General features: G+C 67.1%; 12 protein-coding genes. 5 read left to right on the forward strand and 7 right to left on the reverse strand.

The genetic code is table 11. From position 1 onward, the window contains the following. Positions 1-45: 45 nt before the first annotated feature. The 4 genes from QX135_RS11870 to QX135_RS11885 form a co-directional block, all read right to left on the reverse strand. Complete coding sequence (locus QX135_RS11870) at positions 46-1,083, reverse strand: magnesium and cobalt transport protein CorA (RefSeq protein WP_315773774.1); 1,038 nt, start codon at positions 1,081-1,083, stop codon at positions 46-48. Positions 1,084-1,145: 62 nt separating this feature from the next. Beyond that, complete coding sequence (locus QX135_RS11875; RefSeq protein ID WP_316181343.1) at positions 1,146-2,750, reverse strand: hybrid sensor histidine kinase/response regulator; 1,605 nt, start codon at positions 2,748-2,750, stop codon at positions 1,146-1,148. A gap of 339 nt (positions 2,751-3,089) precedes the next feature. Then, positions 3,090-4,529: a glutamine synthetase family protein gene (locus QX135_RS11880; protein WP_315813308.1), complete on the reverse strand. Its 1,440-nt coding sequence runs from the start codon at positions 4,527-4,529 to the stop codon at positions 3,090-3,092. Between the two features lie 193 nt (positions 4,530-4,722). Next, positions 4,723-6,081: an aromatic ring-hydroxylating dioxygenase subunit alpha gene (locus tag QX135_RS11885; protein ID WP_316160896.1), complete on the reverse strand. Its 1,359-nt coding sequence runs from the start codon at positions 6,079-6,081 to the stop codon at positions 4,723-4,725. 211 nt (positions 6,082-6,292) lie between these two features. On the opposite strand from QX135_RS11885, the gene QX135_RS11890 reads away from it, so the two are divergent. Together QX135_RS11890 and QX135_RS11895 are read left to right on the forward strand one after the other, a co-directional pair. Then, complete coding sequence (locus tag QX135_RS11890; RefSeq protein ID WP_316181339.1) at positions 6,293-7,093, forward strand: IclR family transcriptional regulator C-terminal domain-containing protein; 801 nt, start codon at positions 6,293-6,295, stop codon at positions 7,091-7,093. An 802-nt stretch (positions 7,094-7,895) separates the two neighbouring features. Further along, positions 7,896-8,597 (forward strand): alpha/beta hydrolase, encoded by a 702-nt coding sequence (locus QX135_RS11895; protein WP_315757568.1) that lies wholly within the window; start codon positions 7,896-7,898, stop codon positions 8,595-8,597. Between the two features lie 21 nt (positions 8,598-8,618). Here QX135_RS11895 and QX135_RS11900 read toward each other — a convergent pair whose 3' ends face one another. After that, positions 8,619-9,047: a hypothetical protein gene (locus QX135_RS11900; protein ID WP_316181337.1), complete on the reverse strand. Its 429-nt coding sequence runs from the start codon at positions 9,045-9,047 to the stop codon at positions 8,619-8,621. 22 nt (positions 9,048-9,069) lie between these two features. After that, complete coding sequence (locus tag QX135_RS11905) at positions 9,070-9,651, reverse strand: TetR/AcrR family transcriptional regulator (RefSeq protein WP_316181335.1); 582 nt, start codon at positions 9,649-9,651, stop codon at positions 9,070-9,072. A 196-nt stretch (positions 9,652-9,847) separates the two neighbouring features. On the opposite strand from QX135_RS11905, the gene QX135_RS11910 reads away from it, so the two are divergent. Genes QX135_RS11910 through QX135_RS11920 form a run of 3 tightly spaced genes read left to right on the forward strand, consistent with a single transcriptional unit; the run spans position 9,848 to position 13,651 of the window. Further along, positions 9,848-10,342: a (2Fe-2S)-binding protein gene (locus tag QX135_RS11910; RefSeq protein ID WP_316181333.1), complete on the forward strand. Its 495-nt coding sequence runs from the start codon at positions 9,848-9,850 to the stop codon at positions 10,340-10,342. After that, the gene (locus QX135_RS11915; protein WP_316181331.1) at positions 10,339-11,397 is read left to right on the forward strand and encodes a xanthine dehydrogenase family protein subunit M; all 1,059 of its coding nucleotides are present in this window, start codon (positions 10,339-10,341) and stop codon (positions 11,395-11,397) included. The genes QX135_RS11910 and QX135_RS11915 overlap by 4 nt, the downstream gene beginning before the upstream one ends. Then, positions 11,387-13,651 (forward strand): xanthine dehydrogenase family protein molybdopterin-binding subunit, encoded by a 2,265-nt coding sequence (locus QX135_RS11920; protein WP_315773771.1) that lies wholly within the window; start codon positions 11,387-11,389, stop codon positions 13,649-13,651. The genes QX135_RS11915 and QX135_RS11920 overlap by 11 nt, the downstream gene beginning before the upstream one ends. Before the next feature lie 74 nt (positions 13,652-13,725). Here the strand turns inward: QX135_RS11920 and QX135_RS11925 are convergent, their stop codons facing one another. Next, a complete protein-coding gene (locus tag QX135_RS11925; protein WP_316181328.1) occupies positions 13,726-15,714 on the reverse strand; it encodes a methyl-accepting chemotaxis protein in 1,989 nt (662 codons plus the stop codon). Between the last annotated feature and the right edge of the window lie 284 nt (positions 15,715-15,998).

Genomic DNA, 15,998 nt, shown 5'->3' on the forward strand with positions numbered 1-15,998 from the left:
AGTGACCGGACCCGCTTCGGGAGGAGGGACCAACGGTCCGTCAACTCACAGCCACCCGCGCCGCCTGAACTGCCAATACAGCACGCTGCAGACAGTGGCGATGAAGCCGAGCACCGCGTAGTAGCCGTATTGCCATTTCAGCTCCGGCATGTGCTCGAAGTTCATGCCGTAGATGCCGGCGACCGCGGTCGGCACCGCAAGGATCGCAGCCCAGGCCGTGAGCCGACGGGCGATGTCGGTCTGCTGCGCCTGGCCGGCCATCATGCTGGCCTCGAACACGAAGGCGAGGATCTCGCGCAGGGAATCCGCATCCTCCTCGGCGCGCTTGGCGTGGTCGAGGACGTCGCGAAACAGCGGCGCCATCTCGGCATCGATCGCGACGTTGTCGACGTGCTCGAGCCGCTTGCAGACGTCGACCACCGGGCCGACGGCGCGGCGCAGCCGCAGCAGGTCGCGCCGCAGGCGATACAGAAGGTCGACCTCGTGGCGCGCGAGCGGCCGCTGCAGCACGACCTCCTCCAGCGTCTCGACCTCCGCCATGATGCTCTCGGTCACCGGGCGGTAGTTGTCGACGATGAAATCGAGGATCGCATAGAGGATGTAGTCCTCGCCCTTGGCGAGCGAGCCGGGACAGCTCTCGCAGCGCTCGCGCACAGCGCCATAGGAGGTCGAGGCGCCGTGGCGCACCGAGACGACGAAGCCGGGGCCGACGAAGACGTGGGTCTCGCCGAACACGATGTGCTCCTTGACGAGCTGCGCGGTGCGGGCGACCACGAACAGCGCATCGCCGTAGCGTTCGACCTTGGGCTGCTGATGCGCCTTCGACGCATCCTCGATCGCGAGCTCGTGCAGTCCGAACTGCTCGGCCACGCGCTGCAGCAGCGCAGCATCAGGCTCATGCAGCCCGATCCACACTACATGGCCCGGCCGCCTGCTCCAGGCGCCGGCCTCCTCGATGGCGATGTCGGCGACGCGGCGGCCATCGGCATAGACGCTGGCCGCGACCACGCCGGGCTCGCGCGACGCGCCGCGCGTGGGCACGGCCGGCGCATCGGCCGCTGTCTGCATCGTGACGGGACGCATGGCTGAATCTCCGCTTTCCGGGCCGACTTTCGACGCGAGGAGTCGCCGGGTCAAGCGTCGCATCAGGTCACGCCGGTGGGGCCGTCGAGCAACTGCCTGACGCGGCGGACCAGATCGGTGCGGCGGTACGGCTTGTTGATGATCTCGAACTCGCCGATGTTGGCATCGGCGCGCTCGACCGCAGCATCGGAATAGCCGGTGGTGAGCAGCACCTTCAATTTCGGCTGGCGCCTGCGCGCCTCACGCGCCAGCACGGTGCCGTTCATGCCGCCGGGCATCACGAGATCGGTGAACAGCAAATCGAAGCGGGCCTCCGAATCCAGCAGCTCGAGCGCGGCATGCGCATTGGCGGCGACCTCGATGCGATAGCCGAAATCCTCCAGGATCGAGCGCGCGAGCTCGGCCACGTCCGGACGATCCTCGACGATCAGAATGCGCTCGCTGCCCGACCGCTCCATCGCCATCTGCGTCCGGATCGAGGGCGCGGCGATCGCCTGCTCGGTCGCCGGAAACAGCAGCTGCACGGTCGTGCCGAGCCCGACCTCGCTGTAGATATAGGTGCTGCCGCCGGACTGCCGCGTGAAGCCGTAGACCATGGCGAGGCCGAGCCCGGTGCCCTTGCCCTCCTCCTTGGTGGTGAAGAACGGCTCGGCGACCCGCGCGAGAATATGGTGCGGAATGCCGACGCCGTCGTCGGACACTTTCAGCACGACATAGCGCCCGCCCTTGGGCACGCCGAACTGCACGATGTCCTCCTCCGCGATCTCCTTGTTCTCGGTGCGGATGGTCAACGTGCCGCCGTGCGGCATCGCATCGCGCGCATTGACGAACAGATTGAGCAGCGCAACCTCCGCCTGGGTCTGGTCGACGCGGCTGTTCCACAGGCCCGGCTGCGCCTTGACGACGATGCGCACGCTGTCGCCGAGCGTGTGGCGCGCCATCTGCACCATGGTCTCGATCATGTTGTTGAGGTTGATCGGCCGGCTGTCGAGCCGCTGCTTGCGCGCGAACGACAATAGCTGCTGCGTCAAGGTCGCGGCCCGGTTGGCGGCCGTGCGGATGTTCTCGACGGCGCGGCGGTGCCGCGGGGCCAGATCGGCGACGGCGCCCTGCAGGGTCTCGGTGTAGCCGATGATGACCTGCAGGATGTTGTTGAAGTCGTGCGCGATGCCGCCGGTGAGCTGGCCGATCGCCTCCATCTTCTGCGACTGCACCAGCGCGCTCTCGGCGTCGCGGCGGCGCGACACGTCGAGCTGCGAGCCGAAATAATAGACCAGCTCGCCGTCGCGGTTGTAGACCGGGCTGACGAACAGCGCATTCCAGAACGCAGCACCATTCTTGCGATAATTGAGGATCTCCACCGCGATGTCCTGGCGGTTGGCGATCGCCGTGCGGATCGCTGCAATGGTGTCGCGGTCGGTGTCCGGCCCCTGCAGGAAACGGCAATTGGTGCCGACGATCTCGGAGATCTCGTAGCCGGTCATTTCCAGGAACGCCCGGTTGGCGAACAGAATGGGATTGTCGTTCTGGCGCGGATCGGTGACGATCATCGGCATCCGTGTGGTCTCGACGGCCGCGAAGAAGATGTCGTGGCGCTCCGACGACAGATCGGATGCATCGCCGCTGTCGACGACCGCGCGATCGCGCTGCGGCTTGTGTTCCAACATGCTTCCTTGCTCCGCCTTCTCTCTCCATGACATGCAGGGTCGCGCCGGCACCGGCGTGAGTTGCGCAACGCGCCCCTTCGATATGCCGATGGATGGGATCGGGTTCCCGCAGGCATGCCTGCACGCGGGACGGCGCACACAGGGCTCACGAAAATGCGAGGAGGCGGCGGGGGAACAAATCCGGCGGATATGGAAATGCCCGCGCCGCATCATCGTCGGCGCATTGCGCGCGCGACGAGGATGTTGCGCGTCCGCCGACGGAGCGCGGCCTACATCACCGGGCAGAGCATCCGGGTCGACGGCGGGCTGACGCGCAGCGTGCGATGCGCTGCATCGTGGTCAGAACATCTCGAAATATTCGCGCTGCTCCCAGTCCGACACCTCGGCCTGGAAGCGCTCGAGCTCGGCGGTCTTGAGGAAGGTGTAGTAGTCGATGAAGGTCGAACCGAAGGCTTCGCGGAAAAACGCGTCCTGCTTCAGCGCATCGACCGCTTCGCCCAAGGATTTCGGCAGGAGATCTGCCTTTGTCTCGTAGGGAACGTCAGCGGACGAGCCGGGATCGAGCTTGCGATCGATGCCGTCGAGGCCGGCTGCGATCTGCGAGGCCATGTAGAGGTAGGGATTGGCGGCGGGCTCGCCGATGCGGTTCTCCAGGCGCGAGGCGCGATCGCCGGGGCCGCCGAGCACGCGGATCATGACGCCGCGGTTGTCGCGGCCCCAGATGGCGCGGTCCGGTGCCAGCGAATAGGCGCGGTAGCGCCGGTAGCCGTTGATCGTCGGCGTCGAAAACAACGCGGAGGCGCGCGCATGCGCGAGCAGGCCCGCCATGTAGTGACGGCCGAGCGTGGACAGACCTTCGGCGTCCTCCGTCATGAACGCGTTGCTGCCGTCGCGCGCCACCAGCGACTGGTGCAGATGCCAGCCCGACGACATCACGTTGGGGATGCGCGGCCGGCACATGAAGGTGGCGTGATAGCCGTGGCGCTGCGCGATCTGCTTCACGGCGCTGCGGAACAGCACCATCGTATCTGCAGGCGCCAGCCCGATGCCCGGCTGCAGCACGAATTCGCACTGGCTCGGGCCATATTCGAGCTCGATCGAGCGCAACGGCAGGCCGAGCGCGACGAGGTTCGCCCTGATGATCTCGAGCGCCGGCTCCATCTGATCGAAGCGCTGCTCGGTGAGATATTGATAGCCCTGGGTCAGCAGGCTGACCGTCGGCGGCACGCCGGGCTGGCCGGGCGAGCCGGCGTCACCGGGCGCGAGCCTGGGATCCTCGACCTTGAAGATGTGGCACTCGACCTCGAGGCCGGCCTTGAACTGATAGCCACGCTGATCGAGCGTCGCCAATGTCGACCGATAGAGATTGCGCGTGGCGAACGGCACCGGCGCGCCATTCGCGAAGTACAGATCACACAGCACCCAGCCGGTGCCGGGCGCCCAGGGCAGCACGTGAAAGGTGGTGGGATCGGCGACCATCAGTGCATCGCTGCCGCCCTGCATCTCGGCCATGCCGAAGCCGCCGCCGGCGGTGAACACCGGAAACACGGTGCGATGCGAGGTATCCTTGGCAAGCAGGGTCGTCGTGATCGAGCAGCCGTCCTCGAGCGAGGACAGCGCCGCATCGACGGTGAGCGTCTTGCCGCGCAGGATGCCGTGCTGGTCCGGGAACGAGAAGCGGATGGTGGTGAGGCCGTGCTCCTCGGCGAGGCGGCGCATGCGCGCTGCGGCCTCGGCCTGCTCGACGGTCCACAACTGATGCTTGTCGACGAAACTCAACGATGGCTCCTCGAATCGTAGGACGGGCAAAGGCGCGTTCGCGGCGCGGCCTCCGCTGTTGCGCCAGTGGACGCTGCGAACACGACGCGCCCACCGCCGCGACGGTGCACGTGGATGGTGGGTACGCCGTCGGACGGCACGCTGCGCCATTCCGCCGGCCTTGGCCACCGTACGGCAACTCGGAGCAAAGTAGCTACTCCGCCGCGCTCAGATGCGGGGCCAGCCGAATGATATCCGCCGGCACCGGCGGGGCCCAGGGGGCGTTGCGGCGGCGGCGGACGTCGACTTCCATCCAGTAGGTCTCCCAGCCGCGCGTCGGGCCGATGCCGTCCATCGTCGCCGGGCCCTGCACGCTGCGGGCCTCAGCGGCATCGAGGAACAGCATCGGCGACTCGCCGCCCGCGACCTTCTCGATCTGCTCGCGCAGCAGACGGCGATATTGGATGATGGCCTTGTCGGATTGCCCGAGATGCTCGCGGGTGCGGTCTTGGATCCGGCCCATCGACTCCACCGCCCACTGGTCGTGCACGTTGATGTCGTTGCCCATCCCGGTGTAGGTCGCGGTCGCCTGCTCCCGGGGATCGAAGCCGTAGTCGTTGCTCTTGTTCTTGCGCGAGCGATAGTCCGGCAGCTCATAGAGCTCGAGCCGCTGTGCCCGCATCTTCGCCCGGTCGACCGGCGCGCCGTAGCTGGTGAAGATCGCGTACCAGTAGCAGGTCTCGTCATCGACCGGCACGTGCCACTGCGTGATCGTCATCTCCGTGCTCATCGGAATCACGAAGGCATGCGGGAACAGCTGATTGGTGACGCGGACGTGGGTGCGCTCGGCATCGATCTCGCGCAGCGCGATGATGCGCAGGCCGTATTCGGTGCGCTCGACATTGATGATCGGACGATCATATTCGCGCAGCACCTTGGTCATCGGCAGCTCGCTGTCGGCGGAGGCGCCGCGGAACTGCTTGCCATAGGCGGTCGACGTATCCTCGTCCTCGAAGAAGCGGTGCAGGAACGAGGCATGCGCCGGGTCGATGCCGACCTCCAGCGCCTGCAGCCAGTTGCATTCGATCAGGCCCTTGAAGGCGAAGGTGTAGGCGTCGGGCGCGGTGAAGCAGTCGAGGTCCGGGAACGCCGGGGCTGCGCCATCGCCGAGCCAGGCCCAGAGGATGCCGCCCTTCTCGACCACGGGATAAGCGCGCTGCTTGACGTTCTTGCACAGCGGCGAGCCGGCCGGTTCGGCCGGCGTCTCCAGACAATTGCCGTCGGCGTCGAACAGCCAGCCATGGAAGGCGCAACGCAACCCGCCGTTCTCCAGCCGTCCGAAGGCGAGATCGGCGCCGCGATGCGGGCAATCGCGATCAAGTAGTCCGTAGCGGCCCTGCGCATCCTTGAAGAGCACGAAGTCCTGACCGAGCAGCTTCACCGCGCGCACCGGCCGCTCGCCCGCGAGCTCATCGACCAGCGCGGCCGGCTGCCAGTACATCCTCATTAGTTTACCGGCGGGCGCGCCGGGTCCGACGCGCGTGATCAGGTCGTTCTGCTCCTGGCTCATCATGATGGCCGTCTCTCCTGTTCCGTCGCAAGTCGGGCGTTGAGCGTCACGCGATCATCTAATAATGTTCGCTAGACGAACACATGTTCGCCCAGATTAGATTCGCTTTAAGTGGGGAGAAGCGCAAGTGAAAAAGCTACAACCGAAGCCGAGGGGCCAACGGACTGCAGCTTCACTGCGGCCGAAAACAACAACAGCGGATCATGTCAGGCCGATGCCGAAACTGAAGCGCACTGATGAGGAGAAGAAGCAGGCTCGGGGCGACGGTCCCGAGTTCGTGGAAGCGCTCGATCGCGGCCTGCGGGTGATACAAGCCTTCAGCCGCGAGGGCCGCCCGATGACGCTGAGCAAGGCCGCGGAACTCACCGGCCTCGCCCGCGCCACGGTGCGACGGATTCTGCTGACCCTGAAGGCCTCCGGCTTCGTCCATGGCGACGACCGGCTGTTCTCGCTGACGCCGCGCGTGCTGCTGCTGGCCTCCAGCTATCTCGCCTCCAACCAGATCAACAGCGTAATGCAGCCGTTGATGGACAACACGGCCGGCGAGGCGCGCGAGGTCTGCTCGCTCGCCGTCCTCGACGGCGAGACGGTCGTCTTCATCGCGCGCGCGACGTCGGCGCGGATGTTCTCGACCGGGCTCGAAATCGGCTATCGGCTACCGGCGTTCTGCACGTCGGTCGGCCGCGTGTTGCTGAGCCGGATGCCGGACGATCAGTTGCGCCAGGCCGTCGAGCGCATGACGCTGACCGAGATGACGCCGCAGACGATCACCGACAAGGAAGCATTGCTCGCGTCGATCATCGCCGTCCGCGACGACGGTTACTCGCTCGTCGACGGTGAGGCGGAGCAGGGTTTCCGCTCGATTTCAGTGCCGATTCGCCGCTATGACGGCGGCATCATCGCCGCCGCCAACATCGGCGGCCACGTCGATCGCATCGGCGTCGACGAGATGAAGGAGCGCTTCCTGCCGCTGCTGAAGAAGCTCGCGGCGACGGCGCAGCCACTGCTCGTCTGATCGTCGGGGAGAGGCCTCGGCCGCTGGCGCGCTGGCTCTCGCTCGCGCATCAGGTCACGCCACCGCAACCTTCGCATCGAACTCGCGGCCACGAGCGCCGCTGCTCCATCCGGCAGCGACATCGCCGGGACGCATCGTCGCGCCGCTGATCGAGCACATCGTCCCGACCCTCGCTGCATCGCGGATCGGCGCACTCGCCGTTCTCGTGAGAGCCGGACTTCGCGCGACAATCGTTCCGATGTCATCACGGACAGCGCGGTGCTACCAACTCATCGCCGCAACAGGACGAGAGAGCCGGCCATCGCCGGCCACGTGAAGTTACCGGCTGCCCGAACTAATCGTTGTAGTCGCAAGCCTTCCGACGCCTGGCCCCACGCCCATTACGTGATATTATCGTGACGCTCGACCCTGTTTGCCACGATTGACGATCCATCCAGGTATCATCGCGCTGCGTGCGATGGTGGCATGATCCGGAGCGGAAGTAGTTCGACCTCCGCCTCGCGCGCGAATTGCGGACGACGCCACCAGATTGCCGCGAATGGCGCCGCAATCACGAAAGCCAAAGGCGCCGCGGCCCAAGCAGCATCGCGTGCGACCCGATCACTGCGTCCGTCCGGCCATACGCCGTCGCGAAGAGGCGCAGGAGGAGCCAGGGCAAGGCTGAGGACGAGGTCGTCGCCCCGGGGCGGCGGGCGCGAAGCGGGGCACATCGTTGGACATCGGCCGCCTCACGCGCGTAAATGGCATGCCGGGTGGAAGACACCCGGACCTGCAGGTGAACGCCGTTTCCGGGGGAAGACCCATGACTGATGCGCTGCCGCTCGTGCTGGTGCCTGGACTGATCTCGTCGCCGCGCATCTATGCGCCTGTCATCCCGGCGCTGTGGCGGCTCGGGCCGGTGATGGTGGCCAACCACGTCCGCGATGACAGCATGGCCGCGATCGCGCGCCGCATCCTGGCCGAGGCGCCGCCGCGCTTCGCGCTCGCGGGACATTCGATGGGCGGCTACATCGCTTTCGAGATCATGCGCCAGGCGCCGGAGCGCGTGGGCCGGCTGGCGCTGATCAACACCCAGGCGAGGCCCGACACGCCGGAGGCGAGCGCCCGCCGCCGCACCATGATCACCCGCGCCAAGGAGGGCGACTATCACGGCGTGGTCGACGAGCTGTTCTCAGGCTTCGTGCATCCGTCGCGCCAGGATGATCCGCGGCTGCGCCAGCTGGTGCACGACATGGCCGAGGAGGTCGGCGTCATCGGCTTCATCCGGCAGCTGACGGCCATCATGTCGCGTCCGGACTCGCGGCCGACATTGACCGCGATCCGCTGCCCGACCCTGGTGCTGACCGGCGACACCGACAACACCATTCCGAACAGCCTGTCGAAGGAGATGGCCGACGGCATCGACGGCAGCTGGCTGGTCGTGCTGGAGAATTGCGGTCACCTGCCGCAGCCCGAGCAGCCGGAGGAGACCGCGCAGGCGCTGATGGAGTGGTTGAGGGGATAACTGCAATCGTGAGGCGCGCGGCTAACGGGCGGTCATCTCGCCCTCGAAGGTTTCGAACAGAGCTCCAATTTTCGCCGCGCGCTCCTGATCGTCGTGGGCCCACAGGCCGAGGTCCAGCACCATGCGGCCATTCTGGCCAGCACTCCTCACGCCGTCGCCCTTGAGCCCCGCAAGCCGGACGGCCGCGGATCGGCTATCGGGGCAAACGATAGCGATAAATGGGATCGGAAGCTCCGCAACCTTGAAGGCCGCCACCGCCTGCACCTCCGAATGTCGAAAGCCATGCCGTACGGCAAAGGGCGAGACCTTGATGCCATTCCTTTCAAAATGGTCCGCAAGCGCGGCGATCTCGGGAGGAAGCGGATCGATAGGCCGGATGAAGCTGCGATAGACCCACTCGCCTGAATAGAGCAGTGCGACAAGCAAGATAAGGGCGACGGCGACTCGCATCATTGGCTCCCGACGGGAGCCATCAACGTTGCACCCGCAACCCGTCCACGAACACATCGAGCAGCCGCAGCACGCTCTGCTGCCAGCCGGTCTGGTCGTGCATGTAGCACATGCCGATCAGCGCACGCAGGACGTCGTCGGCGCTGATGTCGCTGCGAATCTCGCCGGCCTGGACGGCCCGCGACAGCAGCGCGCCGATCGAGCGGGTGAGATGGCCGTGCGAATAGGCGGCGAGCTCGGAGTTCGCGTTCATGACGATCGCCAGTGCGGCCATCATGCCCTTCTTGGTGGCGACGAACTGCACCGTCGAGCGCAGCCAGCGCCGCAGCGCCTCGACCGGCGACGGCTCGCTCTTCAGCGCCTCGGCGAGCTCCGAGAGCTGCTCGACCTCGCGCCGGTACACCGCCTCGAACAGGTCCTCGCGGGTGGGGAAGTGACGATAGAGCGTGCCGATGCCGACGCCGGCCTGGCGCGCCACCGCTTCCAGGCTGGCTTCGGCGCCGCCGGCGCTGAACACCGCCTTGGCGGCCTCCAGCACGCGCTCGCGATTTCGCTGCGCATCGGCGCGCGGCTTGCGCGGCCGCTCTTGTGGTTTCGTCTGCATCTCACCAGCTCTTGATGACGGACCGTTCATGTCCCCTTGCTAAACGGAGGAACCCTCCGTATAAATAGACCTGCCACCCGGGACAGCCAACCTTCCTGAGCTGTCGTCCCGCGGTCGCTGGATCTGGACGGACCACCGCCCGTAAGGCGGTGCCCGCTGCGATCCGATTAGGCCATCGCTTCGATCGGAACAACGCATGAATTGGACTGTCAGACTCACCGTCAACGGTGAGCCGCGAACGCTTGCGCTCGACGACCCCAGGGTCACCCTGCTCGACCTGCTGCGCGAGCGCCTCCACCTCACCGGCACCAAGAAGGGCTGCGACCGCGGCCAGTGCGGCGCCTGCACCGTCCTGGTCGACGGCCGCCGCATCAACTCCTGCCTGACGCTGGCCGTCAGCCTCGACGGCGCCGCGATCACCACCATCGAAGGACTTGCTCAAGGCGACCAGCTGCACCCGGTGCAGGAAGCCTTCATCGCCCATGATGCCCTGCAATGCGGCTTCTGCACGCCGGGCCAGATCATGAGCGCGGTCGGGCTCATCAACGAAGGCCAGGCGGGCTCCGATCCCGAGCGCGTGCGCGAAGGCATGAGCGGCAATCTATGCCGCTGCAGCGCCTATGTCGGTATCGTCGAGGCGGTGCTCGACGCGCAGGCGACGCTCTCTGATACGAAGGAGCGCGCGGCATGAACCGGTTCGACTATGTGAAGCCGTCGAGCGTCGCCGAAGCGATTGCCGCCGCCGGCGCACCCGGCGCCGCCTATCTCGCCGCGGGCACCAACCTGCTCGACCTGATGAAGGGCAATGTCGTCCGGCCGGCACGGCTGGTCGACATCTCGCATCTCGCCGAGCTCACGCGCATCGAGACGCTCGGCAATGGCGATGTCAGGATCGGCGCGCTGGTGCGCAATGCCGATCTCGCGCATGATTCAGGCTTCGCGCGCGACTTTCCGGCGGTGGCGGAAGCGCTGCTGTCCGGCGCGTCGGCGCAATTGCGCAATGCGGCCACCGTCGGCGGCAATCTGCTGCAGCGGACGCGGTGTGCCTATTTCTACGACCCGGCGTCGGCGTGCAACAAGCACACGCCTGGCGCCGGCTGCGACGCCCGCGGCGGCGACAACCACCAGCACGCTGTGCTGGGCTGGAGCGAGGCCTGCATCGCCACCAATCCCTCGGACTTCTGCGTGCCGCTGGCGGCGTTCGATGCCGTGGTTGAGATCGAAGGCAAAGCGGGCCGGCGCGAGGTCGCGCTGGAGGCGCTGCATCTGTTGCCCGGCAGCACGCCGGAGAAGGAGACCGTGCTCGCGTCGGGCGACATGATCGTCGCGATCCGGCTGCCGGCGGCTGCACGCGCCTTCGCCAGGCATGCGCGTTATCTGAAGGTCCGCGAGCGCAATTCCTACGCGTTCGCGATCGTCTCGGCGGCAGCCGGTCTCGTGATCGAGAACGGCAGCATCAAGCAGGCGCGCCTGGCGCTCGGCGGCGTCGCTGCCAAGCCATGGCGTGCCCACCAGGCCGAAGCGCTGCTCGCAGGACAGCCCGCGGATGCGCGCCTGTTCGAACGCGCCGCCGAGGCGGCGCTGCACGACGCAAAGCCCTCCGGCGACAACGCCTACAAGATCCCGCTCGCGCGCAGCCTGATCGTGCGCGCGCTGCAGGCCGCGAGCCAAGGCACGCCGTCGCGCATGCCGGCGCTGCCGGCCTCTCCCTTCTCCTCCGTTCCAGGAGTGCTTCATGACGCCTGAGCTCAATCTCTCCCGCGATCCCGCCCATATCAGACACGGCTCCAACATCGGCCAGTCGCTGTCGCGCGTCGATGGCCGCGCCAAGGTCACCGGCACGGCACGCTACGCCGCCGACAACAATCCGCCCGGCCTGCTCTATGCCGTGCTCGCCGTCTCCAGCATCGCGCGCGGCCGCGTCGTCGCGCTCGACGTCGAAGCCGCCAAGGCGCATCCCGGCGTGGTCGAGGTGATGACCTCCGCCAACCGGCCGCCGCTGCACGCCGATCCCGACGGCAAGCCTAATCCGTTCGCGTTCCGCTTCGAGGCGCTGCAGAACGATCGCGTGCGCTACGCCAACCAGCCGATCGCGCTCGTCGTCGCCGAGAGCCTGGAAGCAGCGACCGAAGGCGCCGCTCTGCTGTCCCCGCGCTACGAAGTCGAGCCGGCCCGCATCGGGCTCGACGCCAGCGACGCCTACGTGCCGCCTGTGGTCGGCATGGGATTTCCTGCCGAGAGCTACCATGGCGATGTCGAGGCCGCGCTGGCGGGCAGCGACAGGCAGATCACCGCGACCTATGAGACCCCGGCGCACTATCACAACGCGATGGAGCCGCATGCGATCGTCGCCGAATGGCAGGGCGATCGCCTCGTCATCGACACGCCGACCCAGGGCCTCGTGATGATGCGCGGGCGCCTCGCCGAGCTGTTCGGCATCGCGCCGGAGAGCATCCTGATCCGCAGCCCCTATCTCGGCGGCGGCTTCGGCGGCAAGGGCCTCATCGCGGGACCGCAGATCCTCGGCATCCTCGCCGCGAAGCTGACCGGACGTCCGGTGAAGCTCGTGGTGCGCCGCGAGCAGCTCTACGGTCCGTTCGGCCATCGCTCGCCGACCCGGCAGACGTTGCAGCTCGGCGCAAGCGGCGCGGGACAATTGTCGGCGATCCATCATCACGCGCGGATCGCGACCTCGAGCTTCGAGGATTTCTACGAGGCGGCGGCGCATGTCACGCACACGCTGTATACCGCGCCGGCGATCGCGACCACCTATGACGCGGTGCGCATGGACACCGGCACGCCGCTGTTCGTGCGCGCGCCCGGCATCGCGCCGGGCTCGATCGCGCTCGAAAGCGCCGTCGACGAGATGGCCGAGGCCTGCGGCCTCGATCCGCTCGCCTTCCGGGTCAAGAACTACGCCGAGGTCGAGCCGGCCACCGGCAAGCCGTTCTCGTCCAAGGCGCTGCGCGAGTGCTACACGCAAGGTGCGGAGCGTTTCGGCTGGTGGGAGCGGCCGCTGAAGCCGCGCACGATGCGCGACAAGGACGGCTTCCTGGTCGGCTGGGGCATGGGCACGGCGACGTTCCATGCGCTGATGTTCGCAGGCCAGGCGCGCGCGGTGATCCGGCGCGATGGCAGCGGCGTGGTGGAGAGCGGCGCGCACGACATGGGCCAGGGCGCGTGGACCGCGTTCGCACAGATCGCCGCGGATTCTCTCGCGCTCGATCTCGACCAGGTCACGTTCAAGGCCGGAACGTCGGATCTGCCGGATGCCGGCATCGCCGGCGGCTCGGCCCACACGGCGACCGTGGGCACCGCGATCCACAATGCGGGAGCCGCGGTCATCGCGAAGCTTGCCGGGCTTGCGACGGCGGATGAGCGCTCGCCACTGTTCGGCGCCGGCAATGCCGGCGTGATCGCTCGCAACGGGCGGCTGCTGCGGCGCGACGATGACAGCCGCGGCGAGAGCTATGCCGACATCCTGGCCCGCGCCGGTCTCGCCGAGATCGAGGGCTCCGGCTCAGGCGTGCCCGATCCCGCCGCCAACGAGCAGTACGCGATGAGCTCGCATGGCGCCGTCTTCGCCGAGGTCAAGGTCGATCCCGATCTCGGCCAGGTCAGGGTGACGCGGATGGTCGGCGCGTTTGCGGCCGGGAGGATCATCAATCCGAAGCTGGTGAACAGCCAGCTCATCGGCGGCATGATCTGGGGCATCTCGCTGGCGCTGCACGAGGAGGCCGTCACCGACCGGCGCAGCGGCCGCATCATGAACGCCAATCTCGGCGAGTATCATGTCCCGGTGAATGCCGACGTCCCGGCGATCGAGGCGTTCACGGTCGAGGAGCACGATCCGTTCGTCAACCCGCTCGGCATCAAGGGCGTCGGCGAGATCGGCATCACCGGCTCCGCCGGGGCGGTCGCCAACGCGGTGGCGCACGCGACCGGCATTCGGATCAGGCGCTTCCCAGTGCGGATCAGCGATCTGGTCTCGCGCCAATGACGATGGCGCGTTGAGGACCGGCACGAAGCCTCCGTTCTCTTGGCCGAGAGCGGAGGCAAGCGACGGCGCTCCGTCTACGCCGCCTGCCGTGCGAAGGTCCGCCTGAACCACGCCAGAAACGCCTCGCGATTCTGGCCGGGGTCGAACTCGACATGCAGCGCGTCCTTGTCACGGGCGCGGACCCGATATTGCACGCGGCCGTCGAAGCCGCTGAACTCCATGACGCCGCGATCGCCGATGCCCGGCTCGGGATCGAACCGGATCCAGGCGCCGCCCTCGGAAATATCCACCAGATCGGCCTTCACCACGCCCTTGCGATCGTCGACGACCTTGATCGCCAGGCTGGACTTCAGCCGCGGCGACTGACGGCGATCGGCTTCGGCGGTCGCCGTCCTGACGGCCTTCACCAGCGTGGCACGGAGCGAGGTCAGGCCCGTTGCCACGGAGCCGATGGCGTTGCGCACCTCGGCGGCCCGATCGTTGACCATGCCGGCGTCCCTGCCGACATTGCCGATCTTGGACGACACGTCGCGCGCCGCTCTCGCCGACGACTGGACCGAGCGGCTGATTTCCTGGGTCGCCGCGTGCTGCTCCTCCATCGCCGCGGCGATCGAGGCTGCGACCTCGTCGATCTCGGAAATCTGGCTGCCGATGCCTTCGACGACGTCGACGGTCGCCTGCGTGGTGGTCTGCACCTCGCCGATCAGGCGCGAGATCTCCTCGGTCGATTTGGCGGTCTGATCCGACAGCGATTTGACCTCGGCCGCAACCACGGCAAAGCCGCGGCCGGCATCGCCGGCGCGCGCCGCCTCGATGGTGGCATTGAGCGCCAAAAGGTTGGTCTGCTCGGCGATGCCGCCGATCAGGTTGGAGACCTCGGCGATCTTGTCCACGGCCGCGGACAAGGAGAGCATCGTGTTCTTCGCCTTCTCGCGCTCCGTCACCGCCGATTTGGTGATCGTGCTGGCGCGCGCCACCTGGCTCGAGATCTCGCGGATCGCCGAGCTCAGTTGCTCGGCTGCCGACGAGACCGTCTGGGCATTGGAGAGCGACTGCTCCGAGGCTGCGGCCACCGATTGCGCGTCGGTCGACAGTTCCTCGGCCAGTTTCGAGAGGCCTGCGGCGACGGCCTCGACCTGGCGCGATGCGCCGGCCGCAGCTTCGACGGACGTCTCGGTCTCGCGCTCGATCACGTCGGCCATGTCGAGCATGGCGCGCTTCTTATGCTCCTCGGCGGCCAAACGGTCGCGCTCCTGCTTGTCGCGCAGGCTCGCATTCTCCAGCGCGTTGGTCTTGAAGATGCTCAGCGCGCCCGCCATCGCGCCGATCTCGTCGCCGCGTTCCGAATAGGAAATGTCGGCCGACGGATCGCCCTCGGCGATCCGCCGCATCAGGCCGGTCATGCGCGACAGCGGACGGACGACGCCGATCACCAGCCCGGACATGCCGGCGACGACCAGAGCCAGAACGATGCCGGACACGGTCCACACGACGATGGAGATGCTGCGATCCTGGGTCGCCGCCGTCGCCTCCATGTCCGCATTCAGCTTGTTCGCCTTGTCGACCAGCGTATCGATCACCGCGCGGTGGGCGGCGTAGGCTTCGGCCAGCCGGGCATAGGCGGCATCGGCCTTCGCCATGTCGCCGGAGCGCAGCGCCGGGATCAACTCGGCTTCCAGGGCCTGCCAGAATTTCTGGACCTCACCGTCCGATCGTTCGACCAGCAGCGACTTCAGATCAGGCTGCAGCGCCGAGCCGATCCAGAACGTCTTGCGATCCTCATAGTCCTTCTTCAGTTGCGCCAGCTTCTTGACATGCGTGTCGAGATCCTTCGGCGTCCGGAGTGCGAGGGTCGCCTCGAGATAGGCCTCGAGGACATATTCAGGCGGCGGCAGGATGTCGGCCACCAGATCATTGCCGAGCTTGATCTTGTCGTAGAGGGGCCCGCCGACCTTGAGCTCGCGCAGCGCATAGGCGCTGGTCAGCACGACCGCACCGAAGCCGAGTGCGAGCACAAGGCCAAAAGCCGCAATGAACGTGGAAATGGAGAGACGCATCTTCATGTCGGCGGCACATTTCGCTGGAGGGTGGACTGCACCCGCCGTCGCCCCGCCGGAGCCCTCTCCGCTCGCTTGCATGGAGCTGGTCCGTCCGGAACGACCGGCATCGAGTCGTCAATTTGATCAGCGTGCACAACCTTTTCTCAGGGAAGGTAAATTTCCGCCCCCGTAGAAATGCGGTCCGGCCCGACTCGATCGGGGGACGCAGGCGCTCCGCCCACTATGACCTGGCGCAAGGCGGCGGGAGGCAGATCTGCGAACATGCGCGCATCGCCGCTCAGGAGCTA

The organism is Bradyrhizobium sp. SZCCHNR1098, assembly GCF_032489375.1.
In the GTDB taxonomy this organism is placed as follows: Bacteria; Pseudomonadota; Alphaproteobacteria; order Rhizobiales; family Xanthobacteraceae; genus Bradyrhizobium.

What these genes read in the sequence shown, in the direction of transcription:
- QX135_RS11910 (WP_316181333.1), top strand. Translation starts at nt 9,848, where the DNA reads ATGAATTGGACTGTCAGACTCACCGTCAACGGTGAGCCGCGAACGCTT.
- QX135_RS11885 (WP_316160896.1), bottom strand. Translation starts at nt 6,081, where the DNA reads ATGATGAGCCAGGAGCAGAACGACCTGATCACGCGCGTCGGACCCGGC.
- QX135_RS11890 (WP_316181339.1), top strand. Translation starts at nt 6,293, where the DNA reads ATGCCGAAACTGAAGCGCACTGATGAGGAGAAGAAGCAGGCTCGGGGC.
- QX135_RS11925 (WP_316181328.1), bottom strand. Translation starts at nt 15,714, where the DNA reads ATGAAGATGCGTCTCTCCATTTCCACGTTCATTGCGGCTTTTGGCCTT.
- QX135_RS11875 (WP_316181343.1), bottom strand. Translation starts at nt 2,750, where the DNA reads ATGTTGGAACACAAGCCGCAGCGCGATCGCGCGGTCGTCGACAGCGGC.
- QX135_RS11900 (WP_316181337.1), bottom strand. Translation starts at nt 9,047, where the DNA reads ATGCGAGTCGCCGTCGCCCTTATCTTGCTTGTCGCACTGCTCTATTCA.
- QX135_RS11915 (WP_316181331.1), top strand. Translation starts at nt 10,339, where the DNA reads ATGAACCGGTTCGACTATGTGAAGCCGTCGAGCGTCGCCGAAGCGATT.
- QX135_RS11895 (WP_315757568.1), top strand. Translation starts at nt 7,896, where the DNA reads ATGACTGATGCGCTGCCGCTCGTGCTGGTGCCTGGACTGATCTCGTCG.
- QX135_RS11870 (WP_315773774.1), bottom strand. Translation starts at nt 1,083, where the DNA reads ATGCGTCCCGTCACGATGCAGACAGCGGCCGATGCGCCGGCCGTGCCC.
- QX135_RS11920 (WP_315773771.1), top strand. Translation starts at nt 11,387, where the DNA reads ATGACGCCTGAGCTCAATCTCTCCCGCGATCCCGCCCATATCAGACAC.
- QX135_RS11905 (WP_316181335.1), bottom strand. Translation starts at nt 9,651, where the DNA reads ATGCAGACGAAACCACAAGAGCGGCCGCGCAAGCCGCGCGCCGATGCG.